An 18953-nucleotide genomic window follows, 5' to 3' on the forward strand; every position below is an offset into this window, starting at 1 on the left:
TTATCCCGGCAGCCGGGAAAACCTGATTGAAGTGTACGAAACTGTTTCGTACACTTTGGCCATGGTGCGAGGAGCTGAGCGGGAACAGGCGGTGCTCGCGGCGACGGCCGAGTTGCTCGTCGAGCGGGGCTACGCGGCATTGACCACCGACGCGGTGGCAGTTCGGGCGGGCGCAAGCAAGGCGACGATCTATCGCCGGTGGCCGAACAAGGCTCAACTCGTCCGGGCCACGCTCGACGCCGCGGACGCCGCCCGCAACGCGTCGATGCCCGATACCGGGGCGCTGCGCAGCGACCTGTTCGCCGTGATGGACGCCGTCGCCGCGAATGTCGCCGACCCGTTGACGCGGGTCACGGCGGAACTCGCGACGCTCATGCGCCACGACGAACAACTCGCCGAGGCCATCCGCCAGCATCTCGACAAAGAGGAGCTTTCGCCGTTCCACGACGCGCTCCAGCGCGCCATCGCGCGGGGCGACATCGCCGCCGACACCGACGTCGAACTGATCCACGACGTCGCCGAGGCGATGATCCTGCGCCAGATGCACCTCGACCGTCCCGTCGACGCCGCCTTCAGTGCGCAGCTCATCGACGACGTGCTGCTGCCGCTGTTGGGCGGTGCCCGATGAGCGTGGTGATCGCCGGCGCCGGACCCACCGGACTGACCCTCGCCATCGAGCTGGCGCGCCGCGGCGTACCGGTGCGCGTGCTGGACCGGGCGCAGGCGTTGTTTCCCGGTTCGCGCGGCAAGGGACTGCAGCCGCGCACCCTCGAGGTGTTCGACGACCTCGGCGTCATCGGTGCGGTACTCGCGGCCGGCGAGACGTTTCCACCCATGCGCCTGTACCGCGGCGCGGAGGTGGTCTGGACCAAGCCGATCTACGAGCTCCTGGGCCTGCCCGAACTCGCGGCCACGCCGGCCGTGCCGTATCCCTTCACTTGGCTGATCCCGCAGTGGCGAACCGACCAGATCCTCGCGGCGCGGTTCGCTGAACTCGGGGGGATCATCGAATTTGGTACCGAGTTAACGGGTTTCGAGCAAGACGACGATGGTGTGACGGTGCAGACCGACCGCGGCCCGATCCGTGCCGACTATCTCGTCGGGGCGGACGGCGGTCGCAGCACGGTGCGCAAGGCGTCCGGCGTCGCGTTTCTCGGCGGCGCGCTGACCGAGGAACGCATCATCGTGGGCGACGTCCGCGCGACCGGGCTCGACGGCCGGTGCTGTCACCTGCTGACGCGTGACGGCGACCAAACCAAGCGGTTCTCGTTGTGGAACCTGCCGGGCACCGAACACTTCCAGCTGGTGGTGACGATGGCGCCGGGCGAGGACCCGCCCGCACTGACCCTGGGTGGCATGCAGGAACTGCTCGACCAGCGTTCGGGGCGACGCGATGTCGTGCTGTCGGACCTGCGGTGGATTTCGGAGTACCGCGTGAATCTGCTGATGGCACAACAGTTCCGGCTGGGTCGCGTGCTGCTGGCCGGTGACGCCGCCCACGTCCATTCGCCGGCCGGGGGACAGGGCGTCAACACCGGCGTGCAGGACGCCTACAACCTCGGCTGGAAACTGGCCGCCGTGCTGGCCGGCGCGCCCGACGAACTACTGGACAGCTACGCCGCCGAACGGATGCCGGTGGCGGCCAACGTACTTGCGCTCAGTGGTGCGCTGCACCGCCAGGGCTTCGCTGCGACCGGGCCGGCGCCGTCGGCCATCCATCAGCTGGACATCAGCTACCGGGGCGGGCCTCTGGCGGGTGGGGAGCGCGCGCCGGGCGCGCTACAGGCCGGTGACCGCGCCCCCGACGGTCTGTTGCCGGACGGCCGCCGGCTGTTCGACGTCTTCCGTGGACCGCACTGGACGGTGCTCGAATTCGGCGGAGCAGCAGTCGATTTCGGTGTCCCGCAGGTGCGCCTGGTGCCCGGACCCGAGTACGACGTGCCGGCCGGCTCCTACGTGCTGGTGCGGCCCGACGGGCACATCGCGGTGATCACGGACCGGGCGGACGCGATCAGTGAGCAGTTGCGCCGCCTCGGGTGCTATTCGCCGTCTCCGTCCGGTATCGGGTGGTGACCCGCGCCAAATCCGCCGGCGCCCGCGACGCCCCCGCGACGTGCATCTCGCGGTTGGCGGCGATGACGTCAGCGGTCTCGGCGCGCCGGGACTTCTCGTAGTCGCGCAGCCCGGCGAAGCCATGAGCCGCGAGTTCGTCCGCGAGTACGCGCGCATCCACGATCGACTGCGACGCACCGTTGGCACCGACGGGGTACATCGGGTGGGCGGCGTCGCCGAGCAGCGTCACCAGGCCGTCGCCCCAGTGGGGCAGGGGGTCCTTGTCGACCATGGGGTAGCTGAACAGCGCTGGGCTATGGCCGATCAGCGCGCCCACGTCGAGCCAGTCGAGGTTCCAGTCGGCCACGTGCGGCAGGACGTCGTCGGCCGTCGCGGGCGCGTTCCATTTCGCGTCGCCCTGTAGCGGGCCGGGCTGCCCGGTGGGCACCTGGAGGACCCAGTTCACCTGGCCGCCGCCGATTGGATACGTGATGAGGTCAACACCGTTGTCGGCCTTGACGATTGCCATGGTCTGCCCGTCGAGGAACGGCGTGATGTCGCTGGCCCCGCGGTACATGGTGATGCCGGATGACAACAACGGGTCATGGCCCGGATGTAGGGCCGCGCGCACCACGGAATTGATGCCGTCGGCGCCGACGAGGGCAGAGCCCGCGACCTCGCCTGCCGCGGTGTCCACGACGACGCCGTCGGTGCGCTGCCGGAATCCGGTGACCCCGCTGCCGGTGCGGACCGCGTCGGCGCCGAGACGTTCGCGCACCGCGTCGAGCAGCATCATCTGCAGCCGCCCACGGTGCACCGACAGCTGCGGGTAGGCGTCGCCCGCGGCCAGCCCACGCGGCTCGGTGAACAACAGATCGCCGCGATGGGAGTAGAAGCGGATGGCCGACGGGGCCACGGCCATGGCGGTCAACGCGTCGCCGAGGCCGAGTCCGGTGAGTTCGCGAACCGCATGCGGCAGCAGGTTGATGCCAACGCCCAACGGCTGCAGGTCATGTGCGCGTTCCAGCACGAGCGCGTCGAAGCCGCGCGCGTGCAGCGTCAGTGCTGTGGTGAGTCCGCCGATACCGGCGCCGGCGATGAGTACTGGTGTCATGTCTCCAGCCTCAGCGCACCAGAACCATAAGTCCAATATCGATCTGGTCCACAAACTATAATCATTGCTTATGGAACTGCGGCAGTTCGAGTACTTCGTCGCCGTCGCGGAGGAAGCCAACTTCACCCGCGCCGCCGAGCGCATCCACGTCGCGCAACCTGCGGTCAGCGCCCAGATCGCCCGGCTGGAGCGCGAATTGGGCGAGCCGCTGTTCGACCGCGCTCGCCGGGAGGTCCGGCTGACGGCGGCGGGGCAGGCCGTCCTGCCGTACGCGCGGGCGGCCCTCGCCGCGGCAGCCGATGCGCGGACCGCGGTCGCCGAATTGAGCGACCTCGTGCGCGGCGCCGTCACCATCGGCACGGTCACCGCCCACGACGTCGACATGCCGAGCCTGCTGGCCCGGTTCCACGCGGCCCATCCACTCGTCGACATCACGCTCGGCACCGACAACTCGGACGCGTTGATCGAGGGCGTCCGCACGGGGCAGTTGGACGCCGCCATCGTGTCGGTCGGTAGCGAGCTGCCGGCCGGGCTGGCCGCCGTCGTCGTGACCGACCAGCCGATCGTCGCTGCCGTCGCCCTCGACGATCCGTGGCACACCCGGCGCACTCTCCGGCTGGCGGAGCTGGCCGGCCGCGCCGTCATCGCGCTGCCCGTCGGCACCGGCATCCGGCACCAGTTCGACGCGGCGTGCGCCGATGCCGGCGTCGACGTGCACGTCGCATTCGAGGCGAGCACGCCGCAGGCGCTGGCCGACCTCGCCGCGCGGGGTTTGGGGGTCGCCGTGTTGCCGCAATCGATGGTGCGGTCGCGTACCGACCTGCACCTGATCAAGCTGACGCCGGCGCTGCGCGGGCGGCTGGTGTTCGCGTGGCGGGCCGCCGGGCCGATGAGCCCCGCGGCCCGCGAGCTGGTGAACATGGCGCGGCGGTTACTCGCTGTCGGTGGGCCTGAATAGAGTTAGGGTCGTGAGCCCCACCGCAACGGACGCCCCGCCCACCACCAAGCCCACATTGATGCTGCTGGACGGCAATTCACTGGCGTTCCGAGCGTTCTACGCGCTGCCCGCCGAGAACTTCAAGACGCAGGGCGGGCTGACCACCAACGCGGTGTACGGCTTCACCGCCATGCTCATCAATCTGCTGCGTGACGAGAAGCCGTCGCACGTCGCCGCCGCCTTCGACGTCTCCCGCAAGACCTTCCGCAAGGAGAAATACCCGGAGTACAAAGAGGGGCGGGCCGCCACCCCCGACGAGTTCCGCGGCCAGATCGACATCACCAAAGAGGTGCTGGGCGCACTCGGCATCACGGTGCTGGCCGAAGACGGCTTCGAGGCCGACGACCTGATCGCCACGCTGGCCACGCAGGCCGAGGCCGAGGATTTCCGGGTGCTGGTCGTCACCGGCGACCGTGACTCGCTGCAGCTCGTCACCGACGACGTGACGGTCCTGTACCCGAAGAAGGGCGTCAGCGACCTGCACCGCTTCACTCCTGACGCGGTGGTGGAGAAGTACGGCCTCACCCCGACGCAGTACCCGGACTTCGCGGCCCTGCGCGGCGACCCGAGCGACAACCTGCCCGGCATCCCCGGCGTGGGGGAGAAGACCGCATCCAAGTGGATCAACCAGTACGGCTCGCTGCAGGCGCTCGTCGACCATGTCGACGAGGTCAAGGGCAAGGTCGGTGACTCGCTGCGGGCCAACCTCTCCAGCGTCATCCTCAACCGTGAGCTGACCGACCTGGTCCGGAACGTGCCGCTGGCGCACACCCCGGAGGCGCTGCGGGTGCAGCCGTGGGACCGCGACCGCATCCACCAGCTGTTCGACGACCTCGAGTTCCGCGTGCTGCGGGACAGGCTGTTCGAGACCCTGTCGCCCGTGGAACCCGAGGTCGAGCTCGGCTTCGACGTGCGCGGCGGACTGCTGGAGCCGGGCACCCTGGCGGCCTGGCTCTCCGAGCACAGCAACGGCAGCCGCTTCGGCATGGCCGTCGCCGGCACGCACAAGGCCTTCGACGCCGATGCCACCGCGGTCGCGATCGTGTCGGCCAGCGGTGAGGGCGTCTACATCGACACCGCGCGGCTGGACGCCGAGGACGAGGCGGCGCTGGCGTCATGGCTGGCCGATCCGGGCCCGCCGAAGGCGCTGCACGAGGCGAAGCTCGCCTGGCATGACCTGCTGGGCCGCGGCTGGAACCTCGCCGGCGTCACGTCGGACACCGCGCTGGCCGCCTATCTGGTCCGCCCGGGACAGCGCAGCTTCGCCCTCGACGACCTGTCGGTGCGGTACCTCGGCCGCGAACTACGCGCGGAAACCAAGGAAGAGCAACAGCTTTCGCTACTCGACGATCCCGACGAGGTCGACGCCGCCGCCGTCCAGGCGCTGATCGTTCGCGCCGCGGCCGTCGGCGATCTGGCCGACGCGCTGGACGTGGAACTCGCCCGCATCGACTCGCTGGCACTGCTGGGCCAGATGGAGCTTCCGGTGCAGCGCGCCCTCGCCGAGATGGAGAACGCCGGCATCGCCGTCGACATCGACCTGCTCGGCCGGCTGCAGAGCCAGTTCTCCGACCAGATTCGCGACGCCGCCGAGGCCGCCTACGCGGCGATCGGTGAGCAGATCAACCTGGGCTCGCCCAAGCAGCTCCAGGTCGTGCTGTTCGACAAGCTCGAGATGCCGAAGACCAAGCGCACCAAGACCGGCTACACCACGGATGCCGATGCGCTGCAATCACTTCTGGACAAGACCGGGCACCCGTTCCTGCAGCACCTGCTGGCGCACCGCGACGCGACCCGGCTCAAGGTCACCGTCGACGGACTCCTGAACGCGGTCGCCTCCGACGGCCGGATCCACACCACGTTCAACCAGACCATCGCTGCCACCGGCCGGTTGTCGTCCACCGAGCCGAACCTGCAGAACATTCCGATCCGCACCGAAGCGGGCCGGCAGATCCGTGAGGCCTTCGTGGTGGGCAAGGGCTTCTCCGAGCTCATGACCGCCGACTACAGCCAGATCGAGATGCGCATCATGGCGCACCTGTCGGGCGACGCCGGCCTGATCGAAGCCTTCAACACCGGCGAGGACCTGCACACCTTCGTCGCGTCACGGGCCTTCGGCGTGCCGAGCGAAGAGGTCACCGCCGAGCTGCGCCGTCGGGTCAAGGCCATGTCCTACGGCCTGGCCTACGGGTTGTCGGCCTACGGCCTGGCGTCGCAGTTGAAGATCTCGACCGAAGAAGCCAAGCAGCAGATGGACCAGTACTTCGACCGGTTCGGCGGCGTGCGCGACTACCTGCACTCGGTCGTCGAACAGGCCCGCAAGGACGGCTACACCTCGACGGTGCTCGGGCGCCGGCGCTACCTGCCCGAACTCGACAGCAGCAACCGCAACGTCCGCGAGGCCGCCGAACGGGCCGCGCTCAACGCGCCCATCCAGGGCAGTGCCGCCGACATCATCAAGGTCGCGATGATCAACGTCGACCGCGCCATGAAGGACGCCGGGCTGAAGTCACGAGTCCTGCTCCAGGTGCACGACGAGTTGTTGTTCGAGGTCGCCGAAGGCGAACGGGACGCACTCGAGACGCTGGTCCGCGAGCAGATGGGCAGCGCCTACCCGCTGGACGTGCCGCTCGAGGTGTCGGTCGGTTACGGCCCCAGCTGGGACGCCGCCGCGCACTAAGCGTCGGCGGCCAGGCCGATACCTAGCGCGACGAGGATCGCGCCCATGGCGCGTTCGATGCGCTGGCGAATGTGGGTGCGGCTCAAGATGTTCCGGGCCCGGTCGGCCGCCAGCACGACACCGACGCACCACGAGGTGTCGATCACCAACTGGATGGCGGCGAGCACCAGCAGCGTCGGCAGCACCGGGCCGCCGGCCGGCAGGAACTGGGGGAGCACCACGATGCCGAAGGCCGCGGCCTTCGGGTTGGCGGCGATCGACACGAGCGCCGCGCGGAACGCCGCGCCGGGGGTCCGTCCACGCAGGGGCAGGGTCACGGCCATGTCGGTGGGGTGCTTGGCACTGCGCCAGGCGCTGATGCCCAGCCAGATCAAGATCGCGGCGCCGACGACGTGCAGCGCCAGCGACAGCCAGTGGTTGGCCGTCAGCAGGATCGAGAGCCCGCCGCCGCCGGCCAGCGTCCACCCGCAGACGCCGATCTCATTGCCGACCACGGCCGCCAGACCGGCCTTACGGCCGTCGCGCACCGATCGGTGCAGGAACAGGGCCGTCGCCGGTCCGGGCAGCGCGGCCAGGATCACCGACGCGACCAGGAACGCCGGCAGGACGTCGAGAAGATGCGCGAGCATGCAAGAAGTATCGCTGGCCCGCGCAAATAGTTAAGTCACGCCGCCCGGTAATTCGTCAGCCACTGCAGCACCGGCGCCTGCGCCCGCGTCGCGGTCAGCCAGTATGCCTCCTCGGCGTGCCGCTGATAGGTCCGCTCGTCGGCCAGGCCCCGGTCGATGCGGTCCCGGACGAATGCCAGCTCGACGACCTGCACGGCGAATTCCTTCACTGATTTACCGGCCGGTGCGCCGCCGATCCGCGTCGCCGTCGCGATCGCCGCCTTGCGGGTGCGCATCGAGCCGAGCCACGTCGCCTCGTTCGGGGTGATCAGGCCGGAGGCGATGAGCCCGGGCAGCTTCTCGGCGACCACCCGCTGCTCGCGGCGACGGCCCAGCACGCCGGTGACGATGGCGAGGGTGAAGATCGGCACCATCCAGAACAGGTAGACGGCGAAGTAGGCGCCGGCGCCTACGACGGTCGAGCCGTTCCACAACATGTGCATGACCACCGCGGCGAGGTAGCCGAGCCCGATGTAGAGCACCTTGGCGCCGGCGCCGCGGTGCTGCAGTGCGAGGTACACGCCGATGCCGGTCATGCTGGTGAACAGCGGATGCGCGAACGGGCCCATGATCAGCCGCAGGGCGGCGGTGAGCAGGGAATGCGCGATGGTCTCGCCCATGGCGATGTAGAAGATGTTCTCCAGCCACGCGAAGCCCGCGGCCACGAAACCCGCGTAGACCAGGCAGTCCGTCAGCGAGTTCAGTTCGTTGCGGCGCCGGCCGGTCATCATCAGCAGCAGGAACACGCCCTTGGCGGCCTCTTCGATCACCGGTGCGCCGATGGCCATCGCGGCGAAGCCGTCCTTGCCGAGCAGCGGCGTCGACATGGTTTCCAGGACCACCGAGATGACGACGCTGATGGAGGCGCCCCAGACGAACGCGAAGATCAGCAGCCGCGGCGGCTCGGGCTCCCAGCGGTCGAACCACAGGTAGGTCAGCAGCACCACTGCCGTCGCGATGCTGGCCAGCACGAACCCGATGGTCATGCCGATCGGGTTGGTCAGGGTGGTCAGGATCAGGACGCAGCCGATCAGCACACCGAGCCCGATGATCACGCCGAGGGGCGCACCGACCTTGCGGATTCGCCGCGGCATCGGCGCCAGGTATGGATATGGCGGCGGCACGGGCGACGGAGCGGGATACACGACACGAAGACTATCGGCGGAACGTCATTCCCCTGCAGTGGAGCAGACCGCGTTTGGCCTGCGTCTACGGGTCTAGTACCCTCAACAAGTACCTGTGTCCACATGGGCTATGGGTGCGCGTGAAGCGCCAGGCGGCAACGCCGCGACGCATCACAAGAACACAAGCAATTTGTCCCTACGATTAAACCTGTCCGGAGCCATCCACCACATGCCAAGTCCCTCCGTCACCTCGCCGCAAGTAGCCGTCAACGACATCGGCTCGGCCGAGGATTTTCTCGCCGCCATCGACAAAACCATCAAGTACTTCAACGATGGCGACATCGTCGAAGGCACCATCGTCAAGGTTGACCGCGACGAGGTCCTGCTCGACATCGGTTACAAGACCGAAGGTGTCATTCCTTCCCGCGAACTTTCCATCAAGCACGACGTCGACCCCAACGAGGTCGTTTCCGTGGGCGATGAGGTCGAAGCCCTGGTCCTCACCAAGGAGGACAAGGAAGGCCGTCTGATCCTGTCCAAGAAGCGGGCTCAGTACGAGCGCGCCTGGGGCACCATCGAGGAGCTCAAGGAAAAGGACGAGGCCGTCAAGGGCACCGTCATCGAGGTCGTCAAGGGCGGCCTGATCCTCGACATCGGTCTGCGCGGCTTCCTGCCCGCATCGCTCGTCGAGATGCGTCGTGTCCGCGATCTGCAGCCGTACATCGGCAAGGAGATCGAGGCCAAGATCATCGAGCTCGACAAGAACCGCAACAACGTGGTCCTGTCGCGTCGCGCCTGGCTGGAGCAGACCCAGTCCGAGGTCCGCAGCGAGTTCCTCAACCAGCTCACCAAGGGCGCCATCCGCAAGGGTGTCGTGTCCTCGATCGTCAACTTCGGCGCGTTCGTCGATCTGGGCGGCGTGGACGGCCTGGTGCACGTCTCGGAGCTGTCCTGGAAGCACATCGATCACCCGTCCGAGGTGGTTCAGGTGGGCGACGAGGTCACCGTCGAGGTGCTGGACGTCGACATGGACCGCGAGCGGGTTTCGCTGTCGCTCAAGGCGACTCAGGAAGACCCGTGGCGCCACTTCGCCCGCACCCACGCGATCGGTCAGATCGTGCCGGGCAAGGTCACCAAGCTGGTTCCGTTCGGTGCGTTCGTCCGCGTCGAAGAGGGCATCGAGGGCCTGGTGCACATCTCGGAGCTGTCCGAGCGCCACGTCGAGGTCCCGGACCAGGTGGTCCAGGTCGGCGACGACGCGATGGTCAAGGTCATCGACATCGACCTGGAGCGTCGCCGCATCTCGCTGAGCCTCAAGCAGGCCAACGAGGACTACACCGAGGAGTTCGACCCGTCGAAGTACGGCATGGCCGACAGCTACGACGAGCAGGGCAACTACATCTTCCCCGAGGGCTTCGACGCCGACAGCAACGAATGGCTGGAAGGCTTCGAGAAGCAGCGTGACGAGTGGGAGGCCCGGTACGCCGAGGCCGAGCGTCGCCACAAGATGCACACCGCCCAGATGGAGAAGTTCGCCGCGGCCGACGCCGAGGCAGCTGCCCGTCCGGCGACCAGCGGTTCCTCGCGTTCCGAGGAGTCGACCGGTGGCACCCTGGCCAGCGACGCCCAGCTGGCGGCGCTGCGCGAGAAGCTCGCCGGCAACGCCTAAGTAGGTCAACAAGAAATGCCCCGGCCCATTGGGTCGGGGCATTTCTTGTTTGTGCGGCCGATAGGGTGACCCGGTGCTTCGTATCGGACTGAGCGGCGGCATCGGCGCCGGAAAATCCACTGTGTCATCGACCTTCGCGGCAGAAGGCGGCATCGTCGTCGATGGCGACGTGATCGCCCGTGAGGTGGTGGAACCCGGCACCGAAGGGCTGGCCGCCCTGGTGGAGGCCTTCGGTGAGGACATCCTGCTGCCCGACGGTTCGCTCAACCGGCCGGCGCTGGCCGCGGTGGCGTTCAGCGATGACGAGAAGCGCAAGACCCTCAACGGCATCGTGCACCCGTTGGTCGGCAAGCGCCGTGCCGAGCTCATCGAGGCCGCGCCGGTGGGTTCGGTTGTGGTGGAAGATATTCCGCTGCTCGTCGAGTCGCAGATGGCGCCGCTGTTCCCGTTGGTCGTCATGGTGCACGCCGACGTGGACGTGCGGGTCGCGCGTCTGATCGAGTACCGCGGTTTCTCGGAGGAGGACGCCCGCGCCCGGATCGCGGCGCAGGCGACCGTCGAGCAGCGTCAGGCCGTCGCCGACGTCTGGCTGGACAACCACGGCAGCGCCGACGAACTGGCGGCCGCGGCCCGCGAGCTGTGGGAGCAGCGCATCGTCCCGTTCGCCCGCAACGTGCAGGCCGGTGTGCCGGCCAATATCGCACCGGCCGTGGTGTCGTACGACGAGACGTGGCCCGAGCAGGCCGGCCGCATCCTGGCCCGGCTGCGCACCACGTGCGGCCACCGGGCGGTCCGGGTCGACCACATCGGGTCGACGGCCGTGCCGGGCCTGGACGCCAAGGACGTCATCGACATGCAGGTGACCGTGCCGTCACTCGAGGTGGCCGACGAGCTCACCGACCTGCTGCTGGCCGCCGGCTACCCGCGGGTCGCGGATATCAACGAAGACGTCGCGAAGGACGATGCCCGCAGCACGGTCGCCGAATTCGACCACACCGACGACAAGGCATTGTGGCAGAAGCGCTTTCACGCGTCGGCCGATCCTGGCCGGCCGACCAACGTGCACATCCGCGTTGACGGCTGGCCCGGCCAGCAGTTCGCGTTGCTGTTCCCGGCGTGGATCGCGGCCAACCCCGACGAGCGGGTCGAGTACCTGGCCCTCAAACACGACGCGTTGGCTGCTGCGCCGGCCACCAGCGGGGAGTACGCCGACGCCAAGGAGCCCTGGCTCGCCGGTGCGTACCGACGGTCCTGGGCCTGGGCCGACGAAACCGGTTGGCGCCCTTAGTGCGAGGCCGGCGTTGCGGCCGGTGTTGCGGGCACGGCTGGGGCTGCCGGGGTGCCCGGTAGCTCGGCGCTGTACTGCTGGCTGGGGTCGAAGTCGGTCACCGAACCGCAGCTGAGCACGCCGTAGCCGGGGTCCTGGCGCTGCGGCGTCAGGCGCGGGGCGACGAACTGGTCGGCCTGGGCGACGATCTCGTCGTCGACCAGGATCTCGCAGTGCAGGCTGGCCGAGTACGGCCATTGGATCGACACCTGCATGCCGGCGTTCGCCGCGTTGTTGAGCACGGCAGAGGCTTCGAACGACTCGCCCGGCAGCAACGAGGGCGTCGCGGAGTTGAGCTGCGTGTCGGTGAGCCGATAGGTGATCAGTGTCCCGCGGGACACCCCGTCGATCCGGGCCCGGTAGGTGACGTTGTGCGGTCCCGTGCTCGGCGTTGTGCTGTCGCCGGCCGGAACCGCCGGCGGTGCGGGCGGGGCCGGGGGTGCCGGATCGGCAGCTGCCGTCGCGGCGAGAAACAGGGACGTGCTCGTGGCCACTGCGGTGGCACACGCCAGCGATGCCGCGGCCATGCGTCCGCGCCTGATCGATGTCATGGTTGTTGACATTACCTGTCGCGCCAGGTCAGTGACATACCGAGACTGGCTAGCCAATTACCCAGCTGATAATTGTGCTGAGCCAGCCCTTCGATGGCAGCCGTCGCCGTCGTGATGGCGCGTTCGCCGTCGTCGGTGCTCAGCAGGTGGTGACGCACCGCGTCGAGAAGTTCGTCGACGTCCTCCAGCTCGACACTCTTGCCCGACCGAACGACCAGATCCAGATAGTGGTCCTCCGACGTCCAGGACTGCTCACCGGCGGTGAACCGGCCGACATCGAGGTAGAAGTCCTGGTCGCGTTCGTATCCCGGATTGAAATGGAAGATGCTCGCCCGCAGGCCGATGGACGGCAGCAGCCACGATTCCAGGTAGTAGAACTGCGGACGTCCGGGCGTGGGACGGGCCATGTACAGGCCCCACGGTTCCACCCGATACACGTCGACGGCCCGCACGATGCCTTTGGGATCGGTGTTCGTGCGGGCAGCCAGATCGAACGTCTCGTGTTTGGGTGCGTGGATGGCGCCAGCGTACGCGCTCGTCCGGCGGTCGGCAGCGCCTGTCGGTGCCCGCCTCTACCCTGGTACCCATGGCCTTCGCGACCGAATACCCCGTCCTCGCGCACTCGGAATACCGGCCGGTCGACGCCATGGTGCGGGCCGGCGGGCGCTTCGAGGTGGTCAGCCCGTACGAACCGGCGGGTGACCAGCCGGCGGCCATCGACGAACTCGAGCGGCGCATCGCCGCGGGAGAGCGTGACGTGGTGCTGCTCGGCGCCACCGGCACCGGTAAGTCCGCGACCACCGCCTGGCTCATCGAGCGGCTGCAACGTCCCACCCTGGTGATGGCGCCCAACAAGACACTGGCCGCTCAGCTGGCCAACGAGCTGCGGGAGATGTTGCCGCACAACGCCGTCGAGTACTTCGTCTCGTACTACGACTACTACCAGCCCGAGGCGTACATCGCTCAGACGGATACCTACATCGAGAAGGACAGCTCGATCAACGACGACGTCGAGCGGTTGCGGCACTCGGCGACGTCCAGCCTGCTGTCCCGCCGTGACGTCGTGGTGGTGGCGTCGGTGTCGTGCATCTACGGCCTGGGTACCCCGCAGTCGTATATGGACCGCTCCGTCGAACTGAAGGTCGGCGACGACGTGCCGCGCGACGGGCTGCTGCGCCTGCTGGTCGACATCCAGTACAACCGCAACGACGTGGCATTCACCCGCGGCACGTTCCGGGTGCGCGGCGACACCGTCGAGATCATCCCGTCGTACGAGGAACTGGCGGTGCGCATCGAGTTTTTCGGTGACGAGGTCGAGGCGCTCTACTACCTGCACCCGCTGACCGGCGATGTGGTGCGCAAGGTCGACTCGCTGCGCATCTTCCCGGCCACCCACTATGTGGCCGGCCCGGAGCGCATGGCCATGGCGATCTCGACCATCGAGCAGGAGCTGGAAGAGCGGCTCGCCCAGCTGGAAGGTCAGGGCAAGCTCCTGGAGGCGCAGCGGCTGCGGATGCGCACCAACTATGACGTCGAGATGATGAAGCAGGTCGGGTTCTGCTCGGGGATCGAGAACTACTCGCGGCACATCGACGGTCGCGCCGCGGGCTCGGCGCCGGCGACGCTGCTGGACTACTTCCCCGAGGACTTCCTGCTCGTCATCGACGAGTCACACGTCACGGTGCCGCAGATCGGCGCCATGTACGAGGGGGACATGTCCCGCAAGCGGAACCTCGTCGACTTCGGTTTCCGGCTGCCGTCTGCGGTCGACAACCGGCCCCTGACCTGGGAGGAGTTCGCCGACCGCATCGGGCAGACGGTGTACCTGTCGGCGACGCCCGGGTCCTACGAAATGGCCCAGTCCGGCGGCGAGTTCGTCGAGCAGGTCATCCGCCCGACGGGTCTGGTCGACCCGAAGATCGTCGTCAAACCCACGAAGGGCCAGATCGACGATCTCATCGGCGAAATCCGTAAGCGCACCGAACGCGACGAGCGCGTGCTGGTCACGACGCTGACCAAGAAGATGGCCGAGGACCTCACCGACTATCTGCTGGAAACCGGCATTCGGGTGCGCTACCTGCACTCCGAGGTCGACACGCTGCGCCGCGTGGAGTTGCTGCGCCAGCTGCGGCTCGGCGACTACGACGTCCTGGTCGGCATCAACCTGCTGCGTGAGGGCTTGGACCTGCCCGAGGTGTCGCTCGTCGCGATCCTCGACGCCGACAAGGAGGGCTTCCTGCGTTCGACGCGAAGCCTGATCCAGACCATCGGCCGCGCGGCGCGCAACGTGTCCGGCGAGGTGCACATGTACGCCGACAAGATCACCGATTCCATGCAGGCGGCCATCGAGGAGACCGAACGGCGCCGCGCCAAGCAGGTCGCCTACAACGAGGAGAACGGCATCGATCCGCAGCCGCTGCGGAAGAAGATCGCCGACATCCTCGACCAGGTGTACCGCGAGGCGGAGGACACCGAGACAGTCGAGATCGGCGGTTCGGGCCGCAATGCCTCCCGCGGTCGCCGGGCCCAGGGCGAGCCGGGGCGTGCGGTCAGTGCCGGCATCGTCGAGGGTCGCGACACGGCGAACATGCCGCGTGCCGAGTTGGCGGACCTGATCAAGGACCTCACCGAGCAGATGATGAACGCGGCCCGCGATCTGCAGTTCGAGCTGGCGGCGCGCATTCGCGACGAGGTGGCCGACCTCAAGAAGGAACTGCGCGGGATGGACGCGGCCGGGCTGAAATGAGCGCTCCTTGACCTCAACCGCGGTTGAGCCCCTAGCGTCGCGGACGTGACCGACATACGCGCCGACCCCGTGACGATCGGCAGCTGGCGGGAACTGCTGGGTCCCAGATATCTGGGTGCGTCGACGGTGTTGGCCGGTGGCGTTGCGCTGTACGCGACCAACGAGTTCCTGACCATCAGCCTCCTGCCCAGTGCCGTGACCGACATCGGCGGCGGACGCCTGTATGCCTGGGTCACGACGGTGTACCTGGTCGCGTCGGTGATGGCGGCGACGACCGTCAGCGCCATGGTGGCGCGGTTCGGACCGCGACGCGCATATCTGTTGGGGTTCAGTGTCTTCGCGCTCGGCAGTGTGGTGTGCGCCCTGGCACCGACCATGGAGGTGATGCTCGCCGGCCGCGTGGTGCAGGGCGCCGCGGGCGGCACGCTGGCCGGGCTGGGGTATGCCGTGATCAACACGGCTCTGCCGCAATCGCTTTGGCCCAAGGCGTCGGCCCTGGTGTCGGCGATGTGGGGTGTCGGGACGTTGCTCGGCCCCTCGGCGGGCGGCTTGTTCGCGCAGTTGGGCGTGTGGCGCTGGGCGTTCGGCGCGCTGGCGATTCTGACCGTCGCGGTGATGGTCCTGGTGCCGCTGAGTCTGCCGGGCAGGTCAGGGGATCGGGAGCATGAGCCGCTGCGGATTCCGGCGTGGTCGTTGGTGATTCTCGGCTCCGCTGCCATGGCGATCAGCGTCGCGGGCATCCAGCGCAGCGTGCCCGTGATGGTGGTGCTGCTGGCCGCCGGTGTGGCGCTGGTCGGGGTCTTCATCGTCGTGGATCGGCGGATGCCGGTGAGCGTGCTGCCGCGGACCGCGTACGGGCCCGGCCCGTTCAAGTGGATTTATGTGACCCTGGGCGTACTGATGGCGGCCACCATGGCCGACATGTACGTGCCGCTGTACGGGCAGCGGCTGGCCGGTCTGGTGCCGTTGACGGCGGGCTTTCTCGCGGTTGCGCTGAGCGTCGGCTGGACGGTGAGCGAGATCGTCAGTGCCTCGGTCACCACACCCGCCCGGGTGGTGCGCATCGTGGCGGCGGCGCCGTTGGTGATGGCGATCGGCCTGGGCGCCGCGGCGCTGAGTCAGGTCGACGGGGCGTCCCCGGCGGTGGTTGCGGTCTGGGCGTTCTCGCTGCTGATCACTGGCGTTGGCGTCGGCATGGCGTGGCCGCACCTGTCGGTGTGGGCGATGGGCCGGGTCGACGATCCCGCGCAGGGCACGGTGGCCGCGGCGGCGATCAACACGGTGCAGCTGATCTGTGGGGCGTTCGGCGCCGGTCTGGCGGGCATTGTCGTCAACACCGTCGATCGGCCCGATGCTATCGGTGCCACGTGGCTGTTCGCGGTCTTCGCCGGGCTGGCGGCGCTGGGCTGCGTGGCGTCCTTCAGGGCAGGTAAGGGCGTGGGTTAATCGCGGCCACAGTTTCGGTTCTGGCGTCGGTACAGTCGGTTTCGTGTCAATCCTCGCCAAGCCCGTCGTTGCCGATGCTGTCGCGCGGCTGTTCTCGTCGACCATCAATCCCGCGCCCAAGCCAGGTGTTCGATTTCCTGAAATCGCAGGGAACACAACGTCGGTCGTGATTCCGACCCGGCACGGCGACACTGCGGCGACGGTGTACTGGCCGGAACCGAGTGACCAGGCGGCAGGCGTCTACGTGAATGTTCACGGTGGTGGCTTCGTCGTCGGCCACCGTGAACAGGACGATCCCTGGTGCCGTTTCCTCGCTGCGCACGCGAATGTTGTTGTGGTGAATACGGATTACGTGTTGGCTCCGGGGCACCGGTTTCCTGCCCCCGTCGAGCAGGTGTACGACGTTCTCGTCTGGGCAGCTGCCGCCGAGCGCGAATGGGATGGCCACAAGCTGTGCGTTGGTGGTCAGAGCGCCGGGGGCAGTCTCTCGGCGGCTGCGGCCCGGCTCGCCTTGGAACAGGGCGGCCCCGCGGTCAAGCTGCAGATGTTGCACTATGCGCCACTGGATTTGGTGACGGCCAGCAAGGACAAGCATTCCACGCTGGGGGACAAGGCCGTGATGCGGCCGTGGATGAGCGAGGTGTTCGACACCGCGTACATCCCGGACCCCGCACAGCGCCGCGATCGGCTGGCCTCACCGGCGTGGGGCGCCAACGCCGACGGCATCGACGGCATCGCCCCTGCATTGATCGTCACCGCCGAGTACGACCGGCTGCGCGATGAGGCGTGGCGGTATGCCCAGAAGCTGGATGCTGTCGGTGCTTTGGCGCAGTACTACGAGGTGCCCGGCGTCGACCACGGCTACAACATCATGAGCAACGCAACGGACATCACGCGCGGCGTCTACGAGATGATCGCCGGACACGTCAGCCGGGCGATCGCGGATTGACCTAGTCGGGGTCTTCCTCCAGCTGGCGGACGCCCGCCACGCCATCGATCAGGGCCACCACCGAGGCCGCCCGCAGGACGCCGGACCCCGCGAGCGTCAGCTGAACCCCGACGTGGCCGGGCGGCGCACCGAGCGGTTCGCCGGCAGGGTCGGTTTCGAGGTCGGTGATCTGCCAGTCGCGCCGGCCGCACGCCTGCAACACGTCGCGTAGGACGCCGCGGTCGTCGGCGTAGGTGATGTGCAGGCGCACCGACCCGCCCAGTCGTGCAGCCAGCCGCCGGGCCAGCGGCATGAATCCGATGATGATCAGGAGGTGCATCCCGGTCATCACGGTGGCCAGTAGGAGTAGTCCGGCGCCGGCGGCCATGCCGATCGCCGCCGACTCCCATACCGAGGCGGCGGTGGTCAGACCGTGCACCGAACCCCGGCGCACGATGATGATGCCCGCACCGAGGAACCCGATGCCGGAGACGATCTGGGCCGCGACACGTGACGGGTCGACGACGACCAGACCCGGGGTCAGCACGTCGCCGAATCCGTACTTGCTCACCAGCATGATCAGCGCCGCCGCGGTGCCGACGATGGTCTGCGTGCGCAGCCCGGCACTCTTGCCCTGGATTTCTCGTTCGAGTCCGATCAATGCGGTCAGGCCGAACGCGACCACGAGTTCGATGATCTGACGCGAACCCTGCCCGGGACCGCCGAAAAAGGCGGGATCTGCCAGCCACTCCATGAGGGACAAACTAACGCGCGCCGATGACTTTTGGCGGCAGTCGAAGTCTGTCTTTGTATAGGCCGATTTGAGGAGTGATGCCCATGTCCGCGCAACCAGCTGCCTATCCCGACGTCGTCACGCGGGAGGAATGGCTCGGGGCCCGCACGAAGCTGCTGGCCCGGGAACGAGAGGCGACGCACCTGCGCGACGCTGTCAACGCCGAACGCCGTCGGCTCCCGATGGTGAAGGTCGAGAAGGACTATGTCTTCGACGGACCAGATGGCGTCGTCAGCCTGCTCGATATGTTCGAGGGCCGCAATCAGCTCTACATCCACCACTTCATGTGGATCGACGCGGTCGATGCCGGTTGCCCGAGCTGCACTGCCGCGGCCGATCTCACGTTCACCGAAGGGGACCGAGAGCTGTTGCACGGCAAGGGTGTGACGTTCGCGTGCGTGTCCCGTGCGCCGTATGCGAGCATTGCCCGCTACCGCGACCAGCACGGCTGGACGTTCCCGTGGTACTCGTCGCGCAACGGCGACTTCACCTATGACTTCCACGTGACACTCGACCCGGCGCGAGCGCCGGTCGAATACAACTACAAGACGCTCGATGAACTGCACGCCGACGGCTGGACCGATGACGACCTGCGCGGAGACTGGCCTGGCGCAAGCGTTTTCCTGCGCCGCGGCGACGAGGTGTTCCACACGTATTCGGCATACGCGCGCGGGCTCGACCACTCGGCGGTCGGATATCCGTTCCTGGATCTGACCCCGTACGGCCGGCAGGAGCCGTGGGAGGACTCACCGGCCGGCTGGCCGCAGGGTGGCCCGGTGGTGGGTCGGCCGGTGGGGGATTGCTGCGAGGGGTAGCAATCACCGCGATCTCAACCCTGGGCGGCCGAACCGTTGACTG

The 18953-nt window shown here is 68.0% G+C and carries 16 protein-coding genes; 10 read left to right on the plus strand and 6 right to left on the minus strand.

What is annotated here, in order from left to right; genetic code table 11:
• Nucleotides 1–61 precede the first annotated feature (61 nt).
• Together H289_RS0123430 and H289_RS0123435 are read left to right on the plus strand one after the other, a co-directional pair.
• Nucleotides 62–628 carry a TetR/AcrR family transcriptional regulator gene (locus H289_RS0123430; protein ID WP_020103275.1) on the plus strand — a complete coding sequence of 189 codons (567 nt, stop codon included), beginning with the start codon at nucleotides 62–64 and terminating at the stop codon, nucleotides 626–628.
• Entirely contained in the window at nucleotides 625–2073 is a 1449-nt protein-coding gene (locus H289_RS0123435) for an FAD-dependent monooxygenase (protein WP_020103276.1), read from the plus strand. Before H289_RS0123430 ends, H289_RS0123435 begins: the two co-directional genes overlap by 4 nt.
• On the opposite strand, the gene H289_RS0123440 is transcribed toward H289_RS0123435, so the two are convergent.
• Nucleotides 2012–3166, minus strand: a complete 1155-nt coding sequence (locus H289_RS0123440; protein WP_020103277.1) for an FAD-dependent monooxygenase — start codon at nucleotides 3164–3166, stop codon at nucleotides 2012–2014. The two genes, H289_RS0123435 and H289_RS0123440, sit on opposite strands and share 62 nt — an antisense overlap.
• Nucleotides 3167–3236: 70 nt before the next feature.
• Here H289_RS0123440 and H289_RS0123445 point away from each other — a divergent pair, with 70 nt between their 5' ends.
• The gene (locus H289_RS0123445) at nucleotides 3237–4124 is read left to right on the plus strand and encodes a LysR family transcriptional regulator (protein WP_020103278.1); all 888 of its coding nucleotides are present in this window, start codon (nucleotides 3237–3239) and stop codon (nucleotides 4122–4124) included.
• Between the two features lie 58 nt (nucleotides 4125–4182).
• Nucleotides 4183–6843, plus strand: a complete 2661-nt coding sequence (gene polA, locus H289_RS0123450) for a DNA polymerase I (protein WP_081633526.1) — start codon at nucleotides 4183–4185, stop codon at nucleotides 6841–6843.
• On the opposite strand, the gene H289_RS0123455 is transcribed toward polA, so the two are convergent.
• Both H289_RS0123455 and H289_RS0123460 read right to left on the minus strand, forming a co-directional pair.
• A complete protein-coding gene (locus tag H289_RS0123455) occupies nucleotides 6840–7472 on the minus strand; it encodes a LysE family translocator (RefSeq protein ID WP_020103280.1) in 633 nt (210 codons plus the stop codon). The two genes, polA and H289_RS0123455, sit on opposite strands and share 4 nt — an antisense overlap.
• 35 nt (nucleotides 7473–7507) lie before the next feature.
• On the minus strand, nucleotides 7508–8605 hold the full coding sequence (locus tag H289_RS0123460; RefSeq protein ID WP_020103281.1) for a PrsW family intramembrane metalloprotease: 1098 nt from the start codon (nucleotides 8603–8605) through the stop codon (nucleotides 7508–7510).
• Between the two features lie 259 nt (nucleotides 8606–8864).
• Here H289_RS0123460 and rpsA point away from each other — a divergent pair, with 259 nt between their 5' ends.
• Together rpsA and coaE are read left to right on the plus strand one after the other, a co-directional pair.
• Nucleotides 8865–10304 carry a 30S ribosomal protein S1 gene (rpsA, locus tag H289_RS0123465; protein WP_020103282.1) on the plus strand — a complete coding sequence of 480 codons (1440 nt, stop codon included), beginning with the start codon at nucleotides 8865–8867 and terminating at the stop codon, nucleotides 10302–10304.
• A gap of 73 nt (nucleotides 10305–10377) precedes the next feature.
• Nucleotides 10378–11592 (plus strand): dephospho-CoA kinase, encoded by a 1215-nt coding sequence (coaE, locus tag H289_RS0123470; protein ID WP_020103283.1) that lies wholly within the window; start codon nucleotides 10378–10380, stop codon nucleotides 11590–11592.
• Here coaE and H289_RS31180 read toward each other — a convergent pair.
• Nucleotides 11589–12182 (minus strand): hypothetical protein, encoded by a 594-nt coding sequence (locus H289_RS31180; protein ID WP_081633519.1) that lies wholly within the window; start codon nucleotides 12180–12182, stop codon nucleotides 11589–11591. The two genes, coaE and H289_RS31180, sit on opposite strands and share 4 nt — an antisense overlap.
• An 11-nt stretch (nucleotides 12183–12193) precedes the next feature.
• The gene (locus H289_RS0123480) at nucleotides 12194–12700 is read right to left on the minus strand and encodes a ribonuclease FAU-1 family protein (protein ID WP_081633520.1); all 507 of its coding nucleotides are present in this window, start codon (nucleotides 12698–12700) and stop codon (nucleotides 12194–12196) included.
• 68 nt (nucleotides 12701–12768) lie between these two features.
• On the opposite strand from H289_RS0123480, the gene uvrB reads away from it, so the two are divergent.
• Genes uvrB through H289_RS0123495 form a run of 3 tightly spaced genes read left to right on the plus strand, consistent with a single transcriptional unit; the run spans nucleotide 12769 to nucleotide 17323 of the window.
• Nucleotides 12769–14928, plus strand: coding sequence for an excinuclease ABC subunit UvrB (uvrB, locus tag H289_RS0123485; RefSeq protein WP_020103286.1), 2160 nt, complete (start codon nucleotides 12769–12771; stop codon nucleotides 14926–14928).
• A 45-nt stretch (nucleotides 14929–14973) separates the two neighbouring features.
• The gene (locus tag H289_RS0123490) at nucleotides 14974–16374 is read left to right on the plus strand and encodes an MFS transporter (RefSeq protein ID WP_020103287.1); all 1401 of its coding nucleotides are present in this window, start codon (nucleotides 14974–14976) and stop codon (nucleotides 16372–16374) included.
• Nucleotides 16375–16417: 43 nt separating this feature from the next.
• The gene (locus H289_RS0123495; protein ID WP_020103288.1) at nucleotides 16418–17323 is read left to right on the plus strand and encodes an alpha/beta hydrolase; all 906 of its coding nucleotides are present in this window, start codon (nucleotides 16418–16420) and stop codon (nucleotides 17321–17323) included.
• A 1-nt stretch (nucleotide 17324) separates the two neighbouring features.
• On the opposite strand, the gene H289_RS0123500 is transcribed toward H289_RS0123495, so the two are convergent.
• Nucleotides 17325–18056 carry an MgtC/SapB family protein gene (locus H289_RS0123500; RefSeq protein WP_020103289.1) on the minus strand — a complete coding sequence of 244 codons (732 nt, stop codon included), beginning with the start codon at nucleotides 18054–18056 and terminating at the stop codon, nucleotides 17325–17327.
• 83 nt (nucleotides 18057–18139) lie between these two features.
• Here H289_RS0123500 and H289_RS0123505 point away from each other — a divergent pair, with 83 nt between their 5' ends.
• On the plus strand, nucleotides 18140–18910 hold the full coding sequence (locus H289_RS0123505; RefSeq protein WP_196810071.1) for a DUF899 domain-containing protein: 771 nt from the start codon (nucleotides 18140–18142) through the stop codon (nucleotides 18908–18910).
• Nucleotides 18911–18953 lie beyond the last annotated feature (43 nt).

Source organism: Mycobacterium sp. 360MFTsu5.1, from assembly GCF_000383495.1.
Lineage (GTDB): Bacteria > Actinomycetota > Actinomycetes > Mycobacteriales > Mycobacteriaceae > Mycobacterium > Mycobacterium mucogenicum_B.

What these genes read in the sequence shown, in the direction of transcription:
- H289_RS0123430 (WP_020103275.1), top strand. Translation starts at nt 62, where the DNA reads ATGGTGCGAGGAGCTGAGCGGGAACAGGCGGTGCTCGCGGCGACGGCC.
- H289_RS31180 (WP_081633519.1), bottom strand. Translation starts at nt 12,182, where the DNA reads ATGACATCGATCAGGCGCGGACGCATGGCCGCGGCATCGCTGGCGTGT.
- H289_RS0123455 (WP_020103280.1), bottom strand. Translation starts at nt 7,472, where the DNA reads ATGCTCGCGCATCTTCTCGACGTCCTGCCGGCGTTCCTGGTCGCGTCG.
- H289_RS0123505 (WP_196810071.1), top strand. Translation starts at nt 18,140, where the DNA reads ATGTCCGCGCAACCAGCTGCCTATCCCGACGTCGTCACGCGGGAGGAA.
- rpsA (WP_020103282.1), top strand. Translation starts at nt 8,865, where the DNA reads ATGCCAAGTCCCTCCGTCACCTCGCCGCAAGTAGCCGTCAACGACATC.
- H289_RS0123440 (WP_020103277.1), bottom strand. Translation starts at nt 3,166, where the DNA reads ATGACACCAGTACTCATCGCCGGCGCCGGTATCGGCGGACTCACCACA.
- H289_RS0123500 (WP_020103289.1), bottom strand. Translation starts at nt 18,056, where the DNA reads ATGGAGTGGCTGGCAGATCCCGCCTTTTTCGGCGGTCCCGGGCAGGGT.
- H289_RS0123460 (WP_020103281.1), bottom strand. Translation starts at nt 8,605, where the DNA reads ATGCCGCGGCGAATCCGCAAGGTCGGTGCGCCCCTCGGCGTGATCATC.
- H289_RS0123445 (WP_020103278.1), top strand. Translation starts at nt 3,237, where the DNA reads ATGGAACTGCGGCAGTTCGAGTACTTCGTCGCCGTCGCGGAGGAAGCC.
- uvrB (WP_020103286.1), top strand. Translation starts at nt 12,769, where the DNA reads ATGGCCTTCGCGACCGAATACCCCGTCCTCGCGCACTCGGAATACCGG.
- polA (WP_081633526.1), top strand. Translation starts at nt 4,183, where the DNA reads ATGCTGCTGGACGGCAATTCACTGGCGTTCCGAGCGTTCTACGCGCTG.
- H289_RS0123435 (WP_020103276.1), top strand. Translation starts at nt 625, where the DNA reads ATGAGCGTGGTGATCGCCGGCGCCGGACCCACCGGACTGACCCTCGCC.